10 protein-coding genes are annotated in these 19,213 nt (G+C 56.9%); 5 read left to right on the top strand and 5 right to left on the bottom strand.

Annotation, left to right across the window (positions count from 1 at the left end):
• A partial coding sequence (locus tag ACWKV9_RS12440; protein ID WP_483836400.1) for an immunoglobulin-like domain-containing protein occupies positions 1–6,174 on the top strand: 6,174 nt, incomplete at its 5' end.
• 88 nt (positions 6,175–6,262) lie between these two features.
• Entirely contained in the window at positions 6,263–6,601 is a 339-nt protein-coding gene (locus tag ACWKV9_RS12435; RefSeq protein WP_483836399.1) for a tryptophan synthase subunit beta, read from the top strand.
• Between the two features lie 303 nt (positions 6,602–6,904).
• On the opposite strand, the gene lapD is transcribed toward ACWKV9_RS12435, so the two are convergent.
• Positions 6,905–8,851, bottom strand: coding sequence for a cyclic di-GMP receptor LapD (gene lapD / locus ACWKV9_RS12430; RefSeq protein WP_483836398.1), 1,947 nt, complete (start codon positions 8,849–8,851; stop codon positions 6,905–6,907).
• 8 nt (positions 8,852–8,859) lie between these two features.
• On the bottom strand, positions 8,860–9,555 hold the full coding sequence (gene lapG, locus ACWKV9_RS12425; RefSeq protein ID WP_483836397.1) for a cysteine protease LapG: 696 nt from the start codon (positions 9,553–9,555) through the stop codon (positions 8,860–8,862).
• A gap of 193 nt (positions 9,556–9,748) precedes the next feature.
• On the opposite strand from lapG, the gene ACWKV9_RS12420 reads away from it, so the two are divergent.
• Both ACWKV9_RS12420 and ACWKV9_RS12415 read left to right on the top strand, forming a co-directional pair.
• A complete protein-coding gene (locus ACWKV9_RS12420) occupies positions 9,749–10,864 on the top strand; it encodes an acyltransferase family protein (RefSeq protein WP_483836396.1) in 1,116 nt (371 codons plus the stop codon).
• Between the two features lie 144 nt (positions 10,865–11,008).
• A complete protein-coding gene (locus ACWKV9_RS12415) occupies positions 11,009–12,163 on the top strand; it encodes a glycosyltransferase family 4 protein (protein ID WP_483836395.1) in 1,155 nt (384 codons plus the stop codon).
• A gap of 704 nt (positions 12,164–12,867) precedes the next feature.
• Here ACWKV9_RS12415 and ACWKV9_RS12410 read toward each other — a convergent pair.
• Genes ACWKV9_RS12410 through ACWKV9_RS12400 form a run of 3 tightly spaced genes read right to left on the bottom strand, consistent with a single transcriptional unit; the run spans position 12,868 to position 17,355 of the window.
• Positions 12,868–14,262, bottom strand: coding sequence for a TolC family outer membrane protein (locus tag ACWKV9_RS12410; protein WP_483836394.1), 1,395 nt, complete (start codon positions 14,260–14,262; stop codon positions 12,868–12,870).
• A complete protein-coding gene (locus tag ACWKV9_RS12405; RefSeq protein ID WP_483836393.1) occupies positions 14,259–15,584 on the bottom strand; it encodes an HlyD family type I secretion periplasmic adaptor subunit in 1,326 nt (441 codons plus the stop codon). Before ACWKV9_RS12405 ends, ACWKV9_RS12410 begins: the two co-directional genes overlap by 4 nt.
• 13 nt (positions 15,585–15,597) lie before the next feature.
• Positions 15,598–17,355: a type I secretion system permease/ATPase gene (locus ACWKV9_RS12400; RefSeq protein WP_483836392.1), complete on the bottom strand. Its 1,758-nt coding sequence runs from the start codon at positions 17,353–17,355 to the stop codon at positions 15,598–15,600.
• A gap of 1,025 nt (positions 17,356–18,380) precedes the next feature.
• Between ACWKV9_RS12400 and ACWKV9_RS12395 the strand changes: the two genes are divergently transcribed.
• A complete protein-coding gene (locus ACWKV9_RS12395) occupies positions 18,381–19,202 on the top strand; it encodes a hypothetical protein (protein WP_483836416.1) in 822 nt (273 codons plus the stop codon).
• The last annotated feature ends 11 nt before the right edge of the window (positions 19,203–19,213 follow it).

The following is a 19,213-nucleotide window of genomic DNA, read 5'->3' as shown; positions in this document are numbered from 1 at the left end:
CGCAACATCGCAATCACCATCGATGACGGCGGCGCGATCAACAACATCGCGACCACCACCTCGACGATTCGCCTGACCGCAGAAAATGATGCGCCAGTCGCTGGCGACGGTCTGTCTCCAGCGGCCGGCAGCGGCAACGAAGACGCCAGCGCTATCGCTGTCGTGCTCAAAGGTAGCGACGTCGACGGCAACATCAGTTTCTTCAAGCTGGTGGGCACCGTTGCCAACGGCACGTTCTACGATGCTGCCGGTCATGCGCTGGACAGCACCTCGAACATCGCGGCCACTGGTGACACCGCCACCATCTACTTCAAGCCGACGAAAGACTGGAGCGGTGACGTCAACTTCACTTACACCGCTGTGGACGACAAAGGGGCTCCAAGTGCCTCAAGCGCCAACGGCAGTGTTCACGTAGAAGCAGTCACCGACACACCGAGCATCGCGCTGGTTAACGACGGTTTCAGCCGTGGCATCGATTTCGAAAGCACTGCCAACACTGGCAGCTGGGGCGTTGTCTCTACCAGCCAGACAGGCGGCGGTCTGTGGCACACCGGCAACAGCGACGACAAGGTCGAGATCGGCAAGGCCAGCGTTTACGGCGTGACGGACCCTAAAGAAGGCGCGGGCAACCACGTCATCGAACTGGAACGCAACACCGGCGACGCGAGCAACCTGTACACCGACATTCCGGCCAAAGCGGGTGCGACGTACACGATTTCGGTCGATTACTCGCCACGTGCCGGCGCGCTCGATAACTCCGTGATCAACGTCACGTGGGGCGGCGTGCTGATCGGTACGCTGAACGCATCGCAAGTGGGCCTGAAAACCTACACCTTCCAGGTGCCGGTCACCTCCGACGGCAATGCACGTCTGGAATTCAAGGCAGCCGACAGCAACTCTCTGGGCGGCATCCTCGACAACATTAAGGTCACCCAGGCGGATAACACTGGCCTTGAAGGCCACTCGATCGGCTTGTCGCACTTCGCTGCTGCGGCCACCGACACCGACGGCTCTGAAAACTCGTCGCTGAAGCTGAGCATCAACGGTCTGCCGCAAGGCTCGGTGATCACCGACGGTACGACCGCCAACACACACACCATCTCCGCCGCAGAAGCTGGCAAGCCGTACGACATCACCGGCTGGAACACCAGCAATCTGGCGTTCACGCCGCCTGCCGGAACGACGGGCGACATCCCGCTGAAAGTGACAGTGACCACTCAAGATGGTCCTGCCGCTGCAGTGGAAAGCAACTCTCTGGACCTCACTGTTCATGTGCTGCCAGTCACCACACTTGTGCTGTCGGCCGCAGCAACTGGCCTGGAAGGCAGCCCGATCCAGTACACCGTCACCCTGACCGACAGCTCCGGCCATGCCGTAGCCGCAACGTCGGACATCCTGGTCAAGCTGGACAACAACCAGACGCTGACCATCGCCAAAGGCGCGACCTCTGGCACGGTGAACGTGGCCGGTCCGACTGATGACGTCTACAAAGACGCCAGCGATGTCGTGCACTCGATCAAGGAAGCCACTGTCGGCGTCACCGGCGGCATGACCGTGGATCATTCGGCGGTCACCACCCACGTCAATGACACGATCAACACCACCAAGGTAACGCTGACGGCCAACGTGGCGTCGGTCAACGAAGACGGCACCATTCGATACACCGCGACCCTGGACAGCGCTGCTCAGACCAAGACCGAGCTGACCCTGTCCAACGGCCAGACGCTGGTCATCGCTGCCAACAGCAAGACGGGCTATGTCGATTACAAAGTGCCGAACGACGTCTACAAGGCGAGCGATCTGACCGTCAACGTGACCGGGACCACCAGCACCACGGTGGACGGTAAAACGGTCGTCAACGATGGCAACTTCGAGAACCTCGACTACAGCAAGGCCACCGTGACCACACCAGTGGTGGACGTGGTCAACATCAGCGACATCGCGCTGACTGCCGACAGCTACGTGACGGAAGGCAACTACATCACCTACACCGCGACGCTGCAGAACGCTGCGAAAACCGACATGCTCATCACCCTGAGCAACAACGCCACCATCACCATCCTGGCCAATACCAAGTCCGGTTCCGCGCAGGTCTACACCCACGACGACACTATTTACATCGACGCGGCCAAAGTCGGTGCGCACATTGTCAGCGCAGTGGGCGGCAATTTCGAGCAGTTGGGCTACCTCTCGACTGACCAGACCACTCAAATCCAGGACAGCAAAGACACCACCAAACTGACGCTGTCGACCGACGCGGCCACGGCTTTGGAAGGTCAGACCATCACCTACACCGTGAAGCTGACCGGTCCGACCGGCGCTGCCGTCACTGCCCAGACCGACATGACCGTTAACCTGACCAACAATCAGGTGATCAAGATTGCTGCCGGTCAAAGCTCGGGATCGGTGTCCTACACCGTGCCGGACAGCCCGTACGTTGACAGCGCGAGCAAAATTTCCACGGCGATCAGCACTCACAGCGGCGGTAACTTCGAAGATGTGAATGCCAATCGTGGTGCGGTAGAAACGCAGATCACCCAAGTGAACACCAACACCGTGGTGACAGTGACGCCACCGGCAACGTTGTCGGAAGGCGGCACTGCGCTGTTCACTATCAGCGTGGATCACGCGCCGAAAACCGACCTGACGCTGAAGCTGGCCAACGGTGACGTAGTGACCATTCTGGCCAACCAGACCAGCACTACTTACTCGGTCTCGGGTGGCACCAACGACGTTTACAACACCGTTGCATCGAAGACCGTGACCGTCACTGGTTTCGCAAACGACGGCAGCGGCCACGGTTACCTGCAAGGGCTGGATGTCAGCCACGCAACGGCGAGCGTCAACGTCACTGAAGTGATCGACACCACCACGCTGACCCTCACCGGCGCGGCATCGGTCAATGAAGGCGCCAGCGCAAGCTATGTGCTACATCTGGACAACCCAGGGCAGACTGCCGTTGTGGTCAAACTCAGCTACAGCGGCGTTGCCAAAGACGGCAGCGACTTTACCGGTGTGGCAGAAGTGACGATTGCGGCAGGCCTTAAGGACAAGCCGTTCACTATCCAGACACTTACCGACGGCCTGATCGAAGGCGCCGAAAGCTTCACGGTCAAAGTGGACTCCGCCACCGGCGGTAACTTCGAGAAGCTGGTCGTGGGTGCGGCTGATCATGTCGACACCACCATCGTCGATACCACCGTGCCGGTCGCTGCAGGCGGTACGCAAACGGGTCTTGAAGATCAAACCATGGTGCTGTCGTGGGCCAAGTTCGGCATCGCCGATCCAGCCAACGCAGGCGTTGCGATGAGCGTCAAGATCACCAGCGTGCCTGCCATTGGTACCCTGGAATACAAAGACGGCAGCGTGTGGAAAACCGTGACCGCAGGTCAGGAGTTCACCAAGCAGTTCATCGTCGATGGCGGCGTGCGGTTCACTCCGGTGGCTAACGAATCGGGTGACCATTCGTACACCGCCAGCGGCCTGGGCAACATGCATGCTGACTATGCACAGCTGACGTTCACTCCAGTGGCCGCTGGCCTGACAGGCGCGGCATCGACGTTGAAACTCGACATCACGCCTGTGGCTGACAAACCGGTCATTACCCTGTCCGATAACCTGATCACCTCCACCGGTCTGGTCAAGGATGTATGGGTCGGCACGCTGACCAATATGGGCACAGGCGGTGGCGGCGCAGATGCTGCAACCATCAAGGCAGGCTTCAACACCACTACTGCTGCAACCACACACGGCATCGCGACTTCTGCTGCGGAAAGCACCGTGGCTCAGGGCACCGGCACCAAACTGTCGGGCCTGATCTACCTGGAAGCGGGCAAAACCTACAACTTCGGCGGCAGTTCCGATGACAGCCTGCTGATCACCATCGGCGGCAAGAACGTCGCCACCGCGCAATGGAGCCAGTCGAGCGGTACGGTTAATTCAACGGGCTACACGCCGACAGCGTCCGGTTACTACACGCTGGATATCTATCAGTACAACCAGAACGGGCCAGGCAGCTACAACCTGACGCTGAAGGTCGACGGCACAACAGTCGACCTGAACAGCGCCAACGCGAAGCTCTATACGTCGATCGACGATTTGAAAGCTTCCGGTCTGAGCGTGTCTGGTCTGAACGAAGTCAACGGTGTGAGCGGCGAAGGTTATTACACCGGCTACGCGCTTAATCATGGCGTGGAAAACAGCCCGATCAAGCTGAGTTCGATTGCTGTTGGCTTGACCGACAGCGATTCGGAAAGCCTGGCCGTCAAGATCACCACCAACGCGCCAACAGGCTCGGTGATCTCGGACGCCGCAGGTCACAGCGTGACCGTGGTTGATGCAGTTACGCCGTTGAATATCAGCGGTCTGGACCTCACCACGCTGACGATCACCACGCCGGAATACACCCACGGCAACTACACCCTGACCGTCACAGCGACCTCTACCGAAAACTCGAACCAGGATGTTGCGACCGCAACGCCTGTCACCATCAACATCACCGTCGATGCGGGCGTCTACACCTCCCTCACGGGTGCCGCAGGCAGCGATCTCACGCCGCTGAACGGCAGCTCGGCCAATGAAATCATAGTGGGCGACGTCGCCGGCACTATCCCTGTCAAAGGCCAGAACTACAACATCGCGTTCATCCTCGACAGTTCGGGCAGCATGTCCAACACGCTGCAAACGGCAAAAAATCAGCTGTCCCAAGTGTTCGACAAGCTCGCGACCAACGCCAGCGGCTCGGATGCCGGCAAAGTCACCTTGATGCTGCTGGACTTCGACACCAATGCACGCACCCCGGTAACCGTGGACCTGAGCGATAAAGCGGCAGCAATGGCCAAGCTTGAAGAGGCGATGACCAGCATCAAAGCCGATGGCAGGACTAACTATGAGGACGCGTTCAAAACCGCCGCTGACTGGTTCATTGAAGCGAAGGCCGCTAATCCGAATGCGCAGAACCTGACCTACTTCATCACCGACGGCGCGCCGAACGAGTATCAAAGCACCGACGGCACCTTGGTCAGCTACAAAGCCTACAACTCAGCGGCTACGACTACCGTTACCCTGGCGACGGCTTTGGCAAGCTGGAAACCTGGACAGACGGTCGAGCAGACGTTCAATAACAAGTCGAATGTGCTGATAGACAAAACCGGCAAGGTCTACTCATACAGCGGTACAGGTTCCGACGTGACCACCAAAACCGTGGGCACGCTGTCCGGGCATGACGACGGCAAAGGCGGCACCGAATACAGCATCACCTACGCCAATGACAACCTGACCAAAGCCATGGCTGAGGCAGATACCGGCTTCGTCTTGCTCAAAGCACTGTCCACCAACGGCGTCGAGGCTATCGGCATCGGCAGCGGCACCAACACCACCGTGCTGGACCATTACGACACCGGTACTTCCTCGCAAGCCAACATCAGCGCCGACGATCTGGCGGCCACGATTCTGGGCTCAAAGGCGCCAGTTGCACCGGGCAGTGACACGATCAATGGTGGTGACGGCAACGACATCCTGTTCGGGGACGTGATCAACTTCGGTGGTCAGGAAGGCACTACGGCGCTCAAGGCGTTTGCAGAAAGCAAAGGTGTCACGATTGCCGACGATCAAGCGTTGCATCAGTACATCACTGAGCACCTGAGCGACGTCATTGGACTGGCCAACAGCTCGATGACTGCCGGCTCCAATGGCGCGGCCGACACGTTGTCCGGTGGCAATGGCAACGACATCCTGTTCGGTCAGGGCGGCGACGACATCCTGATCGGCGGCAAGGGCAATGACATCCTGATTGGTGGCGCGGGCGTGAACACCTTCGTCTGGAAACAGGGCGACACCGGCTCGGATGTGATCAAGGACTTCAAAGCTCCGGATCACAGCGCAGTGAAAGGCACTGACAAGCTCGACCTGAGTGATCTGTTGCAGGGTGAAGACAGCCTTGCCGCCGACAGCAGCGCGGCTGCGATTGCCAAGTTCCTGAACATCTCCACGGTGGGTCAGGACACGGTGATCGAAGTCAGCACTACCGGGAAATTCACCACGGCAACAACAGCAGCGGCGGCAGCCAACACAGCTGACGTACACATCAAGGTGGAAGGCGTGCAGTGGAGCAACGACATGATCAAGTCGCTGGTCGGCGGTACTGATCCAACCATCAAGGTGGATCACCACTGATTGATGGCTGATGGGTAACAGCTGATGTACTGTGCTGGCAGCCGTTTCGGCGGTTGCCAGCCAGCGCTCTCTCTTTGAGGAATGATCGATGTTTTACGTTCAGCGCGATGACAGCGGTGAAATCCTGCGGGTGGAAGCGGCCGAGTTTGCTGAAGCGACCGAAATCTTGCCCGCCGATGATCACCAGATACAGGCCTGGTATGCCGACGAGGTTGTCGAAAAGAGCCTGAATCAGCTCAAGATGAGCGACATGGAGATGATCCGTGTACTCGACGACTTGATTCAGGTCCTGACGGCCAAGGGCATTTTGAATGTCACGGACCTGCCCGCTGCGGCGCAGGCCAAATTGATGGACCGCACACAAGCCCGGGAATCACTGGGCGGGCTGAGCGACTTGATCAATGATGACGAGACCGGGTTGATCTGAAGCCCGGCGCTATTCGGCAATACCCTGTGGGCCGGGATTAACCTGGTGTCAGGTTTAACGCGCAATACCCTGTGGGAGCGGACCTGTCCGCGAAGACGGTAGAACATTCACCCAATGTGGTGCCTGTGCCACCGCATTCGCGGACAGGTCCGCTCCCACATTTATTTGTGCGTCCTTCGCGTTTTTTTGTAGGAGCTGACGAGCAGCGCGAGGCTGCGATGCGGTCTGTTTGATGACCGCAATCGCAGCCTTCCGCTGGTCGTCAGCTCCTACAAAAGCGGGCGCGGACCATAGAAAACAGCCTTATTTCCAAGGCGCAGGATCACCCACCAACTGCCCCTGCACCCCTTCAATTCCCATTTCTGCAATCACCAGCCGCTCGCCTTCGGTCTCGACGCGCTCGGCGATCAGCGGCAGGTCGATGCTGTGCGCGGCGCGTTTGACGGCTTCGATGAACAGACGCTTGTGGCTTTCTTCGTCGATGGCGCGGATGTAGCTGCCATCAATCTTCAAATACGCCAGGCCAAGATGTGCCAAGTTACCGATCATGCTGAAACGACCACCAAAGCGCTGCAACGCCAGCGAGAAACCGGTCGCTTGCAGACGCCGCGTCAACTGCTCCAACACTGCCTGTTCCGGCAACTGCTCTTCACCGATCTCGAACGTCAGACGCGAGCCGACTTTCGCATGCTGACGCAGCGCATCGAACACCTGATCCAGCGCATGGCTGTCGGCGAGGGTCGCGGCTGAAAAATTCAGCGCCAGGCTTTGGTCGTGGGTCTGCAGATGCGCGAGCACCTGATGCAGCATCCACAAATCCAGACGCGTCGACCAACCGAAGCGCTCGATCCAGGGCAGGAAGCGTCCAGCAGGGATGGTCTGACCGTGCTCATTCAGCAAGCGCGAAATCACTTTGTAATGCAGCACCTTGCCCTCTTCGCGTGCATCGACCACCGGCTGGAAGAACAACTGAAAACCACCGGTGTTCAACGCCTGATCCAGCACGCGATGCCAGGTGTGGTGGTCATCGCCAAGGCTGGTCACGGCGCCGTGTTCGATGCAGCTCCAGGTCTGCTCGCCTTGGGTTTCAGCCTGGGACAAGGCCTGATCCGCAAGCCCCAATAGAGTCAGCGGCGCGTCACCCGGGCTGTAAGGCGCAAGCCCCATGTGCGCGACGGGCGACACATCCGACGCTCCGGTCGCGACCAGACTTTGCAGCGCCACTTCCAGGTTTTGCGCCAGTTGCAAAGCCTCTTCACGGTCCATGCCCGGCGCAAGGACAGCAAACTCACCGCCACGACTGCGGCTGATGAGGTGACGAGTTTCCGGGTGCCGCTCGCACTGATGCACCAATACCTGCCCTACCGCGATCAGCAATGCATCGGTGCGCTTTCCGCCCAAACGTTGGTTCAAACCGGCCAGATCCTGCACACGAAGCAGCAGCAGATAACCCGCGCGCTCTTCTTCCAGATTGCTGACGTGCGCGGCCAGCTGCATGTCGAAATAACGGCGGTTGGACAACCCGGTCAGGCTGTCCTGATACGACTCGATCCGCAGCTTTTCGCTGCGCTCGGTGCTCTCCTGAAACAGCGCTTTGAGCTTCTCGACCATCTGATTCATTGCCTGCACCACACGACGCAATTCAGGCGTGCGCGGCAGGTTTTTGATACTAGTGAACTCACGACGACCAATCGCATGAGACTGCGCAACCATGTCATCCAACGGACGCAACTGACGACGCAGCAGCAAGGCGCCTAGAATTGCGCTGACCACGCCACACGCCAGCAACCAACCCAGACTCCCCAACGCGCTCTGCCACAGCTTGGCCAAGGCAAACATCGGATGGCTGACGACTTCGACCCGAGCCGTCTGCTGCCAGCCGCGACTGACAATAGCCTCGCCACCTGCCGGCTCAAGCCCGATAGCGTTGATGAACCACTGCGGCACGCCCTGGTTATCCGGCGTAGCGCTACGCTCGACGATGGCGGCATTGGTCGCCAGATCCACCACCTTGATACTCGCGTAATAACCGCTGTCGAAAATCGAGCTGACCATCAGTTCGACCATGGTCGGGTCGTCGATATTGGACGTCAGCGACAACGCCAACGACGTCGCCGCATCCTGAGCATGGGAGCGCAGCTGATTGACGTACTGCGTTCGGGAGCTTTCGAGGCTGACGACAAAACTGCCAGCAAACGCCACCACCAGAAACAGACAGATCGCAATCAACAGTTGTTTGAAAAGAGACATCGAAACTCCTAATACTCAGGCTCGGTCGGGAAGCCTTCAGCGGTCATTTTCTTCAGCAAATCCTGCCAGCGGGACAAACGCTTGGTGTCCCCCACTTTCTTGTTGCCCTGCGCACCCGGCAACCAGAGTCCTTCGCCGTTGAAGGCGTACACCGGCAACAGGTCAGGTCGTTCACTTGCAGGTTTAATCGCGTCGATCAGGCTGTCGAGCACCAACGGCACGGCGTTGGGGCTTGAGTAGTACGTCAACACCATGTGCGCGCGGTTCAGGCGCAGGGCCTTGACGTAGGTGATCAGTAATTTTTCGCTGGGGACGCCCAATCGTCTAAGGCTGAAGTACTTGGCGATGGCGTAGTCTTCACAGTCGCCCGCGCCCTTCATCAGCGACTGAATGGGCGTGGCCCAGTAGTCGACCTCGTGCCACAGGTCGATGTCTTCTTCATAGCGCATCTGCTTATTGAAGAACTGGTTGACCACGTTCAGCTTGTCCGGCTCGCTGGCCTGCTTTTGCGTGGCGAGCAGATTCTGCCAGGCATCGATACGTTGCTTTCCTGCGCCCAGCGGCCCGTACAGCGATTCGGCGCGCCGGCTGATGACAGAAAAATCCCAGTCGGCGTTGAGATAGCCAACCCCCGCGCAGCTCGATATCAACAGCGCAAAAAGTAGCCAAAGCCCAAACCGTCCATGAGCTGAACGTGCTGCCAATTCGTTTAATCCGTTAAGCAAGCAGATGGCCGAAAAAAGGCGATGGTGACGGGTTGGAGGGGGAAAGACAATGGCGTAGTGAGATCACTCTACGCCGGGTTAGCCGAGCAACCCATGCACGCCGAAACACTTTGACGCGTAGGAGCTTTCTGCGCAGACTTTGTTGCATTACGAAATTTCTTACGAGTATCGAATGACAAGGCCGACACTGGATGTTGAAAGGGTGTATGCGCTCGATGTTTTGCGCGGCATCGCTGCACTCTCCGTCGTGTTCTGGCATTGGCAGCACTTTTTCTATTTGGGCGACGACGCCCGAAATCTAGTGCTAGAGAAGCAACCGCTATTTGATTTGCTACACGTCTTTTATACGCGCGGTGCTTTGGCGGTAGAGCTATTTTTCTGCATTTCAGGATTTGTATTTTTCTGGTTATTTTCAAAAAAAATAACTGATCGACGCATTACGCCTTATGCATTTTTCATTGACCGATTCAGTCGACTTTATCCGCTGCACTTTGTGACTTTCATAGCAGTTGCAGTACTTCAATTAGCCTACAGAGCAAATCACGATACCGATTTCGTTTATCAGCTCAACGACACCTATCACTTTATGCTCAACCTGTTCTTGGCGCCGAGCTGGGGCCTGGAGAAAGGCTGGTCATTCAACGCACCCATTTGGTCCGTATCGGTGGAGGTGTTGCTTTACGCGATCTTCTTCGTGATTTTTTCCTTCAAGCATCTTCGCCTGCCCCTTGTGGCGTTGATGATCGTAATCGGCGCCTATATTTATCCCACCCAATACAAATTAGGCAGCGGGCTGTTCACGTTCTTCTGCGGGGGTGCGGGGTATATCGTCCTGCGCTATGCATTAGGGCACCTGGGTATCAGATCAATCGCAGCAGCGGGGACTTTGCTCTCGGCGGCCTGCTGGATTTATATTTGGATGACACCCAGTGTGGGAATCTTCTTTTTAACCGGCATCGCATTCCCGCTTTCGGTATCAACCCTCGCCGCGATTGGTTTTACCTACAAAAACTTCATGAAGCCGTTCGCCGCAATCGGCGATATCAGTTATTCCTCTTATCTGCTGCACTTCCCGTTGCAGATGCTGTTTGCGATGGCAGTGGATTATCTGGGTTATGGCAGAGCGATATTTTACAGTCCGTGGATGCTGCTGATTTTTATGGTTGTGCTCATTGCAATCAGCTTTTCCAGCCACCGTTTCTTTGAGGTGCCGCTGCAAAGACTCCTTCGAAAAAAACTCCGACGAAGCAACAACATCGGGCTTTCTCCGGAGCGGGCAAATAGCTGAACCCTTGGCCGACCAAATGTTGCTGTCCCCAGGACTCGCCCTCCCCCTTGATGTAACGCGGACAGTGGCCAAATGCTCAGCGACGCCACTCATGGTAGGCTCACGCCCCATCTGACCTGTGACGATCTGGATTGAGAATTACGCATGGATATTGGTTTCAGCTGCAGCGTTTGGGCAGGTTGTGAGCGCGAGGGGCATCTGGACGGCATTGGCGTCTATACACGCTCACTCTGGCAGGCCCTTGATGTACTCGCCCGTGAAACCCACCCATCTATTCATCTGAAGCCGTATGCGTTCGGCAACGACTTGCCCACTCTGGAGTGCGGCAAACCTCAAAGCCTGGCCGGCGATTTCAGAGTCCAGGCGGCATTGAGCGGTGTCTTGAACATGCCGCTCAAGTGCTCAGCTTCGATCCGCAACGAAGTGGATCTCTTCCACGCTCCGGATCATCAGATCCCCAGAATCAAAGGTGTGCCCGTCATCGCGAGCGTGATGGACCTGATTCCGCAACTTCATCCTGAGTGGATCAAACAAGATTTGCGGCGCCTGAAAAGCTGGCTGTTTACCCGCAGCATTCGCCAGGCCGATCATCTGATTACTATCTCCGAGCACAGTAAGAAGGACATGGTCGAGCATCTTGGGATAAGCCCCGATCGCATCAGCGTCACACCACTTGGTGTTGACCCGGTTTACTTCGAGCGAATCGATGAATCGGCCAAAGATGTCGTACTGGCAAAGCACAGTCTTGGGCCGGGTTTCTTTCTGTCGATCGGGACCCTGCAGCCACGTAAAAACCTGCCGCGCATTGTTGATGCGTTTGAAGCCCTGCCTGACAAAGTACGCAAAGAACATCCACTTATCGTCGTGGGACGTGATGGCTGGGATAACGACGAACTTATTCCCTCGCTCCAACGCCTGAAAGACAAAGGTGAAGGCCAATGGCTGAGCTATTTGCCACAAGAAGAAGTCATGGCTCTGATGCAGAGCGCGGGCGCATTAGTTTTCGCGTCGCTTTATGAAGGTTTTGGATTGCCGGTGATCGAGGCATTTGCAGCACAATGCCCGGTGATTGCCTCGAACACATCATCCTTACCCGAGGTAACAGGCGACGCAGCGTGGCCAGTCGATCCGATGGACACGGCCAGTATTACTGCCGCAATGCAGGACGTATTGACGCACACCGATACCCGCACGGAAAAGATCGCCAGAGGTCTGGAACGCGCGAAGCAATACTCCTGGCAGGAGTGCGCCCGAAAGACATTGGCAGTCTATGAAAAGGTGCTGGCCTCCAAGGGATGAGGGAGAGAGATTCGCCTTCCGGACATAAGCCAAGGCAACCGACACCGCTATATATGTCTGATTGACCGAGGCGCATGGTTTTAGGGCCGCTTCGCAGCCCATCGCTGCCGTCGTAACCTCCGAGAGCTCCTACGCCTTCGGCAGAAGCGGGAGGGTGGCGTGGCGGAAATCGGTTTGCTTCTGGCCGGAGGCCGTAGGAGTCTGGCTTGCCGACGATCTGCCGCGCAGCGGCAGTGAAACCTGAGAATGCGGTTTGTCTGATGTACCGAGGCGTTTGGTTTTAGGGCCGCTTCGCAGCCCATCGCTGCCGTCGTAACCTCCGAGAGCTCCTACGCCTGCGGCAGAAGCGGGAGGGTGGCGTGGCGGAAATCGGTTTGATTCTGGCCGAAGGCCGTAGGAGTGTGGCGGAAATCGGTTTGATTCTGGCCGGAGGCCGTAGGAGTCTGGCTTGCCGACGATCTGCCGCGCAGCGGCAGTGAAACCTGGAAATGCGGTTTGTCTGATGTATCGAGGCGTTTGGTTTAGGGCCGCTTCGCAGCCCATCGCTGCCGTCGTAACCTCCGAGAGCTCCTACGCCTTCGGCAGAAGCAGAAGCAGAAGCAGAAGCAGAAGCAGAAGCAGAAGCAGAATGCGGTGCGGCAGAAGCAGGAAGGCGTCGTGGCAAAAGCAGGATGGCGGCGCGGTCGCCATCCTCGATGCAGAGGTCAGCGCTTGGCGCTGGACACCTTGAGGTCCTTCACGGCGTCTGACTCTTTCCCGCCCAGCCAGACGTTCACGCTGTTCACGCTTTCTTCCGAAGCCCTGCCTGCCCAGCGATTGAGGATGAACAGGTTGGTCATGAAGTCGTACTGCGCCTTTAACAAATCACGGCGGGCCTGGAATTCCTTCTGCAGCGCTGTCAGCACGTCGACCGCGTTGACGACTCCATAAACCACGGCTTTTTGCGCGGCAATACTCGACTGTTTGGCGGACTCGACTGCGTTTTTATTAGCGCGGATTTTATCGATGCTCGACTGTGCGGTCAGGAAGCTGCTTGTGGTTTCCTTCACTACCTGACGACGCACGCCCTCCAATTCCTGCTCGGTCGCGAGCTGCTCATCATAGAGGCCTCGCACCCGAGCGGAGGTCGATCCGCCGCTATAAATAGGCACTTTCACGCCCAGTGTGGCGACGTAGCTATCAGCACGCGGCGTTTCGGTATTGTCATAACCAACGTCACTCTGCTGCGCGCTGAGGCTGAAAGTCAGGGACGGATAATGCCCGCCTTTCCCCTCTTGAACTGCGGAGTTCGCTGCCGCAGCCGCGCTCTGCTTGGCCTTGAGCATAGGGTTACTGTCCATCGCCTGGGCGATCCAATTCTGCAAAGGCAGGGTTGGAGCCTCTAGCGCGATGTCGTCGCGAATACGGCTGAGCCGTTCAGTGATCGGCCGCCCGACAATTTCTGAAAGTGCCTCACGACTCAACCTGACCTGATTACGAGCATCGACTTCCTGCGCAGCAAGCGCGTCAACCCGAGCCTTGAGGTCCAGGACGTCAGTAACCATCGCCAACTGCTTGGCGTACATCGCGTTCGCCCTATCCAAGTTGCCTTGGGTAGCACGACGCTCAGCCTGGACGAGTTCCAGCTCATCGTCAGCGGCCAGGGCGTCAAAGTAGCGCTGGGCAAGATCAACCGTTGCTTCGGCCTGAGCATCCTCGGACTGCGAGGCCTGCTGCAACGTCAGACTTTTAGCCTGCTGATAGTGTTCCCAAGTCTGTTTGTTGTAGAGGGACTGGGTCAGGCTCAGCGAGTAACTCTTGTTGTTGTAGTACTCACGGGACAATTCGTCCTTGCGCAGAATTCGGTTGCCGTTAGCGTTCGCAGTAACCTGCGGCAACAGCCCGCCAAGTGCCTCACGCTCTTGCTCGCGAGCAGACCGCGCTCTGGCGTAGGCGGCGAGAATCCTCGGGTCTTCCAGCCGAGACTCGCGATAGAGCGTCATCAAGTCCAGCGAATACGTCGAAGCACTGACTGTCTGCGGCGCCACGGGCTGGGCCGCCTGAACTTGTACCGCGATCACACCAAGCAAAAAACCAGAAAAAAAACGCACCTGGATCATTCCTCGATCATCGATTTGGCGAACATGTTGCGCGCAGGTTTGAGCAGGTATTGCAGCATGGTCCGATCGCCCGCCTTGATCAGCACTTCAGCCGGCATCCCTGGCTGCAACTTTCGATCACCCAGGCGTGCTTTGCCTTCATCGGTCAGCTTCACTCGCACCAGGTAGTAGCCGTCGCCAGACTTTTCATCGGTCAGGCGGTCAGCTGACACGCGCGTAACTTCGCCCTGGATAACCGGGGTAGTCGCACTGTTGAACGCACTGAAGCGGACATCCGTGAGTTTGCCGACAGCGATCCGATCAATATCGTTGGTCGACACATGGGCCTCAACCACCAGCTCGGAAGACTCCGGCACGATGTCGAGCAACGGCGTAGCCGGGCTGACGACGCCACCGATGGTGTGCACTTTCATGTCCAGCACCATGCCGTCTTCAGGGGCCCGAATTACTACGCGGGACAGTCGATCCTGAAGCGCCGATGACTTCTCTTGCAGGTCGAATACCTGGGCCTGCACGTCACTCAAATCCTTCACCACATCGGAGCTGAATTTCTGGTTCAGCTGGATAATTTGCAGCTCGGTTTCGTTGATTTGCAGGCGGGTTTTGGTGATGTTCGACTGGTGATCGGCCACCTCGGACTTGAGCATGTCTAGCTTGCGCTCCTGCTCAAGCAAGCGCTGTTTGTCGACGAAGCCTTGGGACAGCAGATCCTTGAGTTCGGTGATCTCGCCGCTGTAGGATTTTTCGAGATTGATCTTGGTGCGGATCATGTCGTTAAGGCCCAGGATCTGCTGTTTCAGCTGGCCGACGCGCTCCTGCTGAACGGAGATTTCGCCGAGACGAGAATCGTGTCGCGCCCTAAACACCTGGGCTTCACCATCGATGGCCTCCCGTGCGCGTTCACTTTCCACGCCACTGATGACCAGCGGCGGGACGGCCGGGAGATCGTCACGCTCAGCACGCAAACGAGCCTCTTTGGCTTTTGCAGTGATCAACTGGTTACGAGTGGATTCGTACTCGGAACTCAACTGCGATTCGTCCAGCACGATCAATGGATCGCCTTTGCGAACGGTGTCGCCGTCGCGTGCCAGCAGCTCTTTGACGATGCCGCCTTCCAGATGCTGCACGGTCTTGCGGTAAGTCTGCACGGTCACCAACCCTGTGCCGTATACCGCGTTGCCCAGGGGCGCCAACGCAGCCCATGTGCCGAAGATACCGAACGTCACTAATACGATGGTGATGCCGATTCGCCGGATACCCCGGTCGGACGTTGGCATGTCATCAGAGGGTTCGTCGAGCACGGTAAGCGCATTACTGGTCATCTATAACTTCCTTTTACGCGCTCGGCTGTGCGGCATCGGTGGCAACTGGGGTAGCTGGCGCAGCTGGAGCGACCCGCTGCTGGGCTTTGGCTTGCTGCTGAGCAAGCTCTGCGATCACTTGCTCGCGGGCGCCGTACATGGTGATGACACCGGCGTTGAGCACCATGATCCGGTCAAGCCGCGACAGGACGCTCGGACGATGGGAAATGATGAACACCGTGGCGCCCGTTTCCTTGATCTTCTGCAGAGCAACACTGAGCGCACGCTCGCCGACTTCATCCAGGTTGGAGTTGGGTTCATCCAGAACAATCAGGCGCGGGCTGCCGTAAAGGGCGCGGGCCAGACCAATGCGCTGACGCTGCCCGCCGGAAAGATTGACGCCTTCACTGCCGATGACGGTGTCGTAACCGTCGGGCAATTGCAGGATCATTTCGTGGACCCCGGCAGTACGAGCGGCCAGAACCACTTTCTCAGGATCAACCTTGGTGAAGCGGGCAATGTTGTCGCTGATGCTGCCTTCGAACAGTTCGATGTCCTGGGGCAAATAGCCAAGGTGCGGCCCGAGTTTGGTTTTATCCCAGGCACTGATATCGGCGCCATCGAGGCGGACCGTGCCGTGCTGAGGAGGCCAGATGCCTAGCAGCGCGCGAGCCAGTGTGGATTTACCGGCAGCGCTCGGCCCGACGATACCGACGATGCTGCCTGCCGCTGCGACGAAGCTCATGTTGCGAATGACCGCAGCTTTGGCGCCGGGAGGCGCGATGACCAGATTCTCGACCTGGATGTGCCCTTCTGGGTCAGGCAACGACATACGCTCCGGTTCGCCGTGGAGTTTCTCCAGGGTGGCGTTCAGACGTTCGTACTGCATGCGTGCGCTGACGAAACCTTTCCAGCTGCCGATCATCTGGTCCACTGGCGACAACGCCCGACCGAGCAACAATGAACCAGCCATCATCAAGGCGGGGTTAATCTCGTGGGTCACAGTCAGATATGCCCCAAGCGCCAACATGATCGACTGAGCCCAAATCCGGAAAGTCTTGGAGATCGAGGTGATGATCCCCCCTTTGTCGCTAGCTTGCGATTGCAAAACCAACACACGGCGCTGACGTACAGCCCATCGCCCCATAAGTGTGTCCAACATGCCCATGGACTCAATCACTTCAGCGTTGCGCAAGCTCTTGGTGGTTTGCAAAGTTGCAGCGAGGCTTTGTTTATTTGCCTCGGCGATAGCTTTACCCGTGTAGCGCTGGTTAAGGTAGGCCAACGTCACTAGCACTGCAGCGGACGCCAAAGTCATCCAGCCAAACCATGGATGAAAAAGGAACATAACCACGGTATAAATCGGCAGCCAAGGAGCATCGAAAAAAGCAAACAACGCGTTGCCTGTCAAAAACTGCCGCAGCGAAGTCAGGTCGTTCAACGATTGGGCCGAGGCATCCATACCACCGCTGCTCAGCGCCTTTTTATAGCTGGCGCGGTAGACGTCACCGCTGAGCAACATATCCAGGCGATTACTGACACGCACCATGATCCGCGAACGGACCCACTCAAGGGAGCCGAGCGTGAGCATCAAGATGGAAAGAATGAGGGTCAACATGATCAGCGTTGAGGTGCTGCCACTGGGCACGACGCGACCAGAAACCTGAATCATGAAGAAGGTGGGGACGAGCATCAGGGCGTTGACGAACAGGCTGAAAAAGCCCACTGAGAAAAAACTGCCCTTACAAGCCTTCAAGGCGGCTTGCAGATTATTTTCGTGTGAGCGACTCATAGAATCCATACTGATGAGGAGGAGGCTGCGAAAGCGCCGCAGTGTATCACTCGCATTTGAGTGAGGCAGCACCAAATGGCCACCAAATCGCTACCCGTTCGGCAGAAATACATGAATGTTTTGTTAGGTTTGTCGATCAACGGCGCGTTCCGAATATTTGCTTATATAGTTAGCTGATTATCGAACTATGATTTCCACAATTTAAATATGTTGGCTGTTATATACAGACTCCATTTCCAAGCTTAAGAACCGTCGCTTTTAAATTGAGCAAGATGCAGCAGCAAAATTGCTAAAAAAACGTTATCAGTTTGTTTCAGTCACTTTACTGAATTGCACTACGCACAGCATTGGTAAACAGGCTGGGGCGACTCTGCTCGGAGGTCATCGCACCATCGGTACAACGGTCTTCACAGGTAATTTTCCGGGATCATGGCAACAGCCGAGCAATAACCGCGGCGTCATAGATACGATCCTAACCCCACCTCGAGAACGCCGAGATAGAGCCTTCCAACACCAAAACTCCTGGTTCATCGCTTCATAACGCACCAATGTGACACGCGGTACGCGCACAAAAAGCGCATTGCTAATTAGTCAGCGATCAGTATCGACAGTCCTGAAACCCAGACGTCTTAACCACCGTTAATGTGCGGGCGTCGCAAATATGCCACCTCTGTGCGGAGCAGGAATCTTGAATAAAGTTCCAGATTCCTGACAGACGGCTAGAGCGACAACGGGAGATTGAAAGATTTGCGCAGTTCAACTATCTATCAATCCAAATGGACGAAATTTCCTACCCGCGCGGTTGACAATTCCCACGAATGAATTAATCTCGCCCTTCGGTGGTTTGCCACCAATGCGCCATGAAGCATTGACAGAAGTTGGGCAGTACCTGCGTTTAGCTGAGTCGGTCAATTGCAGACGACCCGTTACATTCAGCTCGGGATAAGAAGGAAGCTTATTGAGTGCAGTCGCAAAAATTAGATGGCCTGAAAATCACCTCCCGCGTGACTCTGCTCGAGCCGGGGATGTACATTTTTCGCTACGCCTCACAGCCCATCGCTGAACGAAGTGTGTTCATTGCATTGCAGCAAGCGCCGTTAGGTAAAGGCGTGATCGACTTCTTTCCCGGAGAAGGCGTCAGCAAAAACATGCTCACCAAACTCGGCGACTGCATCATCGGTCGCGTCAAAAGTGGTGTAGCAACTGTCCTGATTACCGAATATTACCTGGCCGACGTCGAGGTCGATCCTGTCGATCTGCGCATTGATCGCATCGACACCTCCGCCGCCATCATGCGCAATTTCATTCCCGCCAAGCCTGCTCCCGAGGCTGTCGCTTTTTCCAAAACCGCCCCTGCCAACGCTGTGTTGAAGCTTACCGGACACCTCCAGGAAACTGGCGAAGTCTGCGTGACCGATCAGTGGCTGGGCGACGAGAGTTCAACTGCGCGCATCGAAGGCTTTTCTATTGCCTGGGTTAACAAGCCTGAAGGCACTGATCTCGTTTACACCAGCACCATTGCCGGTGCCGGCCCAAGCCAGAAGGTCCTCAGCGGCAATTTTACTGGTGCTCGCGCTAAAGGCGCTTCACTGGTTGCCGTTGGCTTTGGCCTTACCGGCCCCGAGCGCAACGATTACGAGTTGACCGGCTACGCCGTATTTGCAGGTGGCGCCAAGCAAGCCATCGTCTCTGAACAAATGCTTTTTGGACCCAGTGGCAGTGAGCCGCTGGTGGCTTTACAGATTTCGATTACTCCCAAAACTGAGATCAACGCTCTCCGCCATAAGTCTCTTAGGGAAAAACCTGCGATTACGCAGACAGATAGCAACATAGGCCAACTGGCCTGATATGGCAGGAA

The sequence above is a fragment of the Pseudomonas corni genome, from assembly GCF_057128765.1.
The sequence above is the reverse complement of the archived record's forward strand: the minus strand, read 5'-3'. Positions and strand labels throughout refer to the sequence as shown.